Raw genomic sequence first — 4,743 nt, 5'->3', positions numbered from 1 at the left:
AAATGTTAATATCTAAACCGAGCAAATCCTCCGGTAAGTCGATATCTGTAAGAGTAGGAAGATAAGCAATATTGAGATCGAGATTTTGGGCAATTTCCCGCGTATGAGCAAATACTTCACTGGTTCCCCAGTTAATGCCACCGAACAATTCCGGTATGGATCTGCGCAGACCGATGAGATAATAACCGCCGTCTTTTGCCGGCCCCAAAACTAAATCGTGCTGGCTGAGTTTGTCAAAAGCTTGTGCCATAATGTCAGTTGTCAGATTGGGACAGTCAGTGCCGATAATTACGGTTTTGTCAACCCCTGAATTAAAAGAGTTTTGAAAGGCTGCTATCATTTTTGCACCCAAATCACCCTCTATTTGATTTTGATAAATAATATCTGTTCCCAACCAGTCTTGCATCAGTTCCTGGCTGCCGCCTACCCAGTGAATTTCAACTAATAATCGGCCGGATTGTTGGAGAGAGAGGGTGCGGGCGATCGCCTTTTGGGCCATCAAGCGGTGCAGGTTGGCTGCGCCTGTTTTTCCCAGCACGGGAATTAGTCGAGTTTTAGCTTTCCCGGGTTCGGGATAGCGGGTGAAAACAATTAGTTTTTCGGAAATCATAGGATTTGAGATTTAAGATTTGGGAATGATTTATGAGTCAAGGATTTGGAGTTTGTCTGCCAACTCCAAATCGGCTTGCCCACGCTTACTTAAATTGGCTCAGTCTTTGATATAATAAAAAACAGCAGGTGAATACATATTAACGATGATAATTTATAGATGGGAGAGCTGATGGTAGAAAATGGAGTCTGTAAGTCACGGCGTACCCCGTCAACTCCCTTGGGTACAAATTAAACAGGTTTGTAGTGAGAACTCAGTATCTAGCATAATGGATGCAGACTCAAGTCCTGACTGCGAACATTGTTACCATTGTTTAAACTCAGTATCTAGCATAATGGATGCAGACTCAAGTCCTGACTACAAAACTAATGGATGTGGGTTCAAGTCTTCACTACAAACAAGCTGACAATTATTTATTGGTTGTTAGCTCATTTCTAACATTCGCTGGATTGGTCGCAAAGCTGCTAGTTGAAGGTCTGGGGATATGGTGATTTCTGGGGTTTGATTTTTGAGAGCTAGATATAATTTTTCTAAGGTATTTAATCTCATGTGTGGGCATTCGTTGCAAGCACAAGTATTATTGTTGGCAGGAGCGGGGATGAAGTGTTTGTGCGGTGTTTGCTTTTGCATTTGGTGAATGATTCCCGGTTCAGTCGCGACAATAAAAGCTTGGCGGTCACTGGATTGAGAATATTTGAGCAAAGCGGTGGTCGATCCGATATAATTGGCGTGGCGAAGTACGGGAGGTTCGCATTCTGGATGGGCGATAATTTCGGCTTCGGGATTTTCGATTTTGAGTTGAACTATCTTTTTTTCTGAGAAGTTTTCGTGGACGATGCAAGCTCCTTGCCAGATTTCCATGTGTCTGCCGCTTTGTTCCATGACGTAGCGGCCGAGATTGCGATCGGGCCCAAAAATTATCGGCTGATTTTCGGGAATTTGGTTGACAATTTTGACGGCGTTGGAGCTGGTGCAAATTATGTCGCTCATTGCCTTAATTTGGGCGGTACAGTTAATGTAGGAAATAACTAGATGGTCTGGGCGATCGGCTTTGAAAGCTGCAAAGGCTTCGGGCGGGCAACTTTCGGCGAGGGAACATCCAGCATTTAAGTCTGGCAATAATACTAATTTGTCGGGATTGAGGATTTTTGCGGTTTCTGCCATGAAATGAACTCCGGCAAAAACTATGACCGAAGCGTTGGTGTTGGCGGCTTTGCGGGCAAGTTCGAGGGAGTCGCCAATGAAGTCTGCGATATCTTGAATTTCGGAGTCTTGGTAGTAGTGGGCGAGAATGACGGCGTTCAACTCTTGTTTGAGGGCGTTAATTGCTGCAAACAAGTCGTGGGGCAGTCGGGTTTGGGTCAAGTTTTGAACAGGTGCGGTGGTAAACACAGTTAGAATATTCCGAGAAGGTGACGAAGACAGCTAAAGTGTATTTTGAATTATAGTTGAATTCACCAAAAATGGCTGGCAGTTCAGTGGAGCCAATCTAAAATCTAAAATTGGCTGGGGGAGAGTGCAAAAATGGGTCGCTGTTTCTTATGCTGATAAGAAGGGGCTAGGGATCGATCGCGCAGAACAAATCAAATGAACAAAGCTAAATCAATCAAAATTGCGGTGGTGGGGGACGTTCACGATCAGTGGGAACCGGAAGACGGCGAGGCCCTGAAGCATCTGGGCGTTGATTTGGTGCTATTTGTGGGGGATTTTGGGAATGAGTCGGTGGAGGTGGTGCGGGCGATCGCATCTTTGGAAATTCCGAAAGCCGTAGTGTTTGGAAACCATGACGCTTGGTACACGGCGACGGAGTGGGGCCGCAGTCAGTGCCCTTACGATCGCCAACAAGAAAATCGAGTCAAACAGCAGATAGATTTAATGGGAGAAGCCCACGTCGGTTATGGAAAGAAAGATTTTCCCGAATTGGGTGTAACTGTGGTGGGAAGCCGCCCGTTTAGTTGGGGAGGATCGGAATGGAAGTACAACGATTTTTACTCGGAGTGGTTTGGGGTAGAGAGTTTTGAGGAGTCCGCGAGGCGGATTGCAGAAGCTGCGGCGGATGCGGACTGCGAAAATCTGATTTTTTTGGGTCACACGGGCCCGAAAGGGCTGGGAGAGGCTCCCGGCGACCCCTGCGGGCGTGATTGGAAGCCATTGGGAGGGGATTGGGGCGACCCGGATTTTGCTGAGGCGATCGATCGAACTCGGAGTTCTGGTAAGCGGATACCTCTGGTAACTTTTGGTCATATGCACCACAAACTGCGGCACACGAAGCTGGACTTACGGAAGTCGCTAGAGGTGAGTGGGGGGGGTACGGTGTATTTGAATGCGGCCAGCGTACCGCGAATTGTGGAGAAAGAGTGCTCGAAACTGCGGAATTTCTCGATCGTCCTGCTGGAAAATGGAACTGTGTCGGCAGTGTCTCTGGTATGGGTAGGGGAAGATTTCGCGGTGGAAAGAGAACAAATTCTTTATCGGCAGACAGAATCTGCAACGGCTTGTAGTTAGCGGCAATTGCTGGTATGATAAGATTTGTCCGCCCGGAGAGGTGGCAGAGTGGTCGAATGCGCTCGACTTGAAATCGAGTGTGGCAGTGATGTCACCGTGGGTTCAAATCCCACCCTCTCCGTTTTAATTCTTGCTTGTGTAGCAAGGGCTTCAGGTTAATCACGCTACCGAAAGTCAGGTTTTCCGCTCAACTTTCGCTCCCTTGGGAACAACGAGGCAAATTCGTTAATTAAGTAAGCATGAGAGTGTAATTCACATCCCACCCTCTCCGTTTTTGGTAACTAGCAAAAAAAACACCCCCGCAGGGGTGATTTTGCTTACCAGGTAATTTGTCTGACCAACCGACTAAACTCAAGCGGTTTCCTCATCCGCCGGGTCGCCGTAGGGGTCTTCGCTGGCGGGGGTGAGGTTGCCGAACATTCCAGCATCCGCATAGGAGTCGGCGGGGTCGCCGTAGGGGTCTTCGCTGGCGGGGGTGAGGTTGCCAAATTGTCCGTAGTCGGTACTGGGGTTGTCGGCGGGGTCGCCGTAGGGGTCTTCGCTGGCCGGGCGGGCGTTGCCGAACCGTCCGGGAGTTGAGGGATCTTCATAATTGGCGTCAGGATCGACTTGCTCGCTGTCTGGCCCGACGATCGCATCTTTTAACTTCCGAAAAAATCCATCTACCATGATAAAGTTCCTCTATTTTATGTGTTGAAAAACTGTTGTTTTAGATTGGGAATACCAGAGTTAAGGGAAAATCACGGAACCTACAATCTAAAATCTCTAATGGTGAGGCTACTGTGCGGGAACAGGACTTGTCGCTTCCGGTAAGCCTGTCAAGTCTCGACCGGTAGTTTGGTTGTTGTACCCCTGGAAGCCGCGGTAAGCGGCCGCTTCGGACTCCGGCACTTTAATTCCTTCTGGCGGCGGCGTTACCCAGTGAGCGCGATTCTGGGCATCGCGGTAGTAAACGCGACCGTTTTTGGAAAGGTAATGTTTTCCCTGCGGCCCCTGTTCTTGTTTATTTTTGTGCTGATTGTAGATGTAGTAAAGGGCGGCGGCTCCTGCTAAAGTAATCGCTACTTTTTGAGTATTGCTCAATCCTTTTTTTGCTTCTGGCGTAGGAGTGGTGCGATTAGTTTGCACTGATCCAGCGCGAGTGTCGTCAACTGGAGGCGGGGGAGCCGAACTTTCCTTGCTAGAACCGCAAGCACTCAAAAACGGAAAGGTCAGCAGCGTTGTCAGCAGCAGAGCCATGAAGCGCGGTCTTCTGGTTTCGGGTTTGATTGTGTTCATTGCCGCTCCGAATTGTCGGGACTACAGGTAGAGTTTGTTCTGGGGAAGTTGAGGAACCTGAGCTGCTGCTAACCGTTTTGTAAGTACATTAATTGCTCAAAGCAATTGCGACAAAAGTAGTTGCTGAGAACTTACAACAGCGCAGGTACGGCGTTGCATTTCTCTTTCATCATCCTCAAATTTTTCTAAGATTGGCTCATGCTAGGGATATAAATAAGGTTTCTTTTTTTTCAGCCCGCAGGTATATGCGCATACGTCACCTGAGTTGACATACTCACCGGGCTGAAGCCACGGTGATTCTAATTCATGGTTCACAGAAGTCCACTTGCTATATCGGGTTGCCCTTCAAT

The 4,743-nt window shown here is 48.2% G+C and carries 5 protein-coding genes and 1 tRNA gene; 2 read left to right on the top strand and 4 right to left on the bottom strand.

Features of this window, described 5'->3' with window-relative positions; all coding sequences use genetic code 11:
- Positions 1–610 (bottom strand): TIGR04282 family arsenosugar biosynthesis glycosyltransferase (locus QT974_RS25795; RefSeq protein WP_333471260.1); only part of this gene is annotated, 610 nt, incomplete at its 3' end.
- A 423-nt stretch (positions 611–1,033) separates the two neighbouring features.
- The gene (gene nadA, locus QT974_RS25790; protein ID WP_333471259.1) at positions 1,034–2,002 is read right to left on the bottom strand and encodes a quinolinate synthase NadA; all 969 of its coding nucleotides are present in this window, start codon (positions 2,000–2,002) and stop codon (positions 1,034–1,036) included.
- A 195-nt stretch (positions 2,003–2,197) separates the two neighbouring features.
- Between nadA and QT974_RS25785 the strand changes: the two genes are divergently transcribed.
- Both QT974_RS25785 and QT974_RS25780 read left to right on the top strand, forming a co-directional pair.
- Positions 2,198–3,115, top strand: a complete 918-nt coding sequence (locus QT974_RS25785; protein WP_333471258.1) for a TIGR04168 family protein — start codon at positions 2,198–2,200, stop codon at positions 3,113–3,115.
- 34 nt (positions 3,116–3,149) lie between these two features.
- Positions 3,150–3,236: transfer RNA gene (locus QT974_RS25780), tRNA-Ser, on the top strand.
- A 230-nt stretch (positions 3,237–3,466) separates the two neighbouring features.
- Here QT974_RS25780 and QT974_RS25775 read toward each other — a convergent pair.
- Together QT974_RS25775 and QT974_RS25770 are read right to left on the bottom strand one after the other, a co-directional pair.
- The gene (locus tag QT974_RS25775) at positions 3,467–3,784 is read right to left on the bottom strand and encodes a translation initiation factor (protein WP_333471257.1); all 318 of its coding nucleotides are present in this window, start codon (positions 3,782–3,784) and stop codon (positions 3,467–3,469) included.
- A 108-nt stretch (positions 3,785–3,892) separates the two neighbouring features.
- Positions 3,893–4,393, bottom strand: coding sequence for a hypothetical protein (locus QT974_RS25770; protein WP_333471256.1), 501 nt, complete (start codon positions 4,391–4,393; stop codon positions 3,893–3,895).
- Between the last annotated feature and the right edge of the window lie 350 nt (positions 4,394–4,743).

This window comes from Microcoleus sp. BM001215392 (assembly GCF_036700185.1).
GTDB lineage: Bacteria > Cyanobacteriota > Cyanobacteriia > Cyanobacteriales > Microcoleaceae > Microcoleus.
The sequence above is the reverse complement of the archived record's forward strand: the minus strand, read 5'-3'. Positions and strand labels throughout refer to the sequence as shown.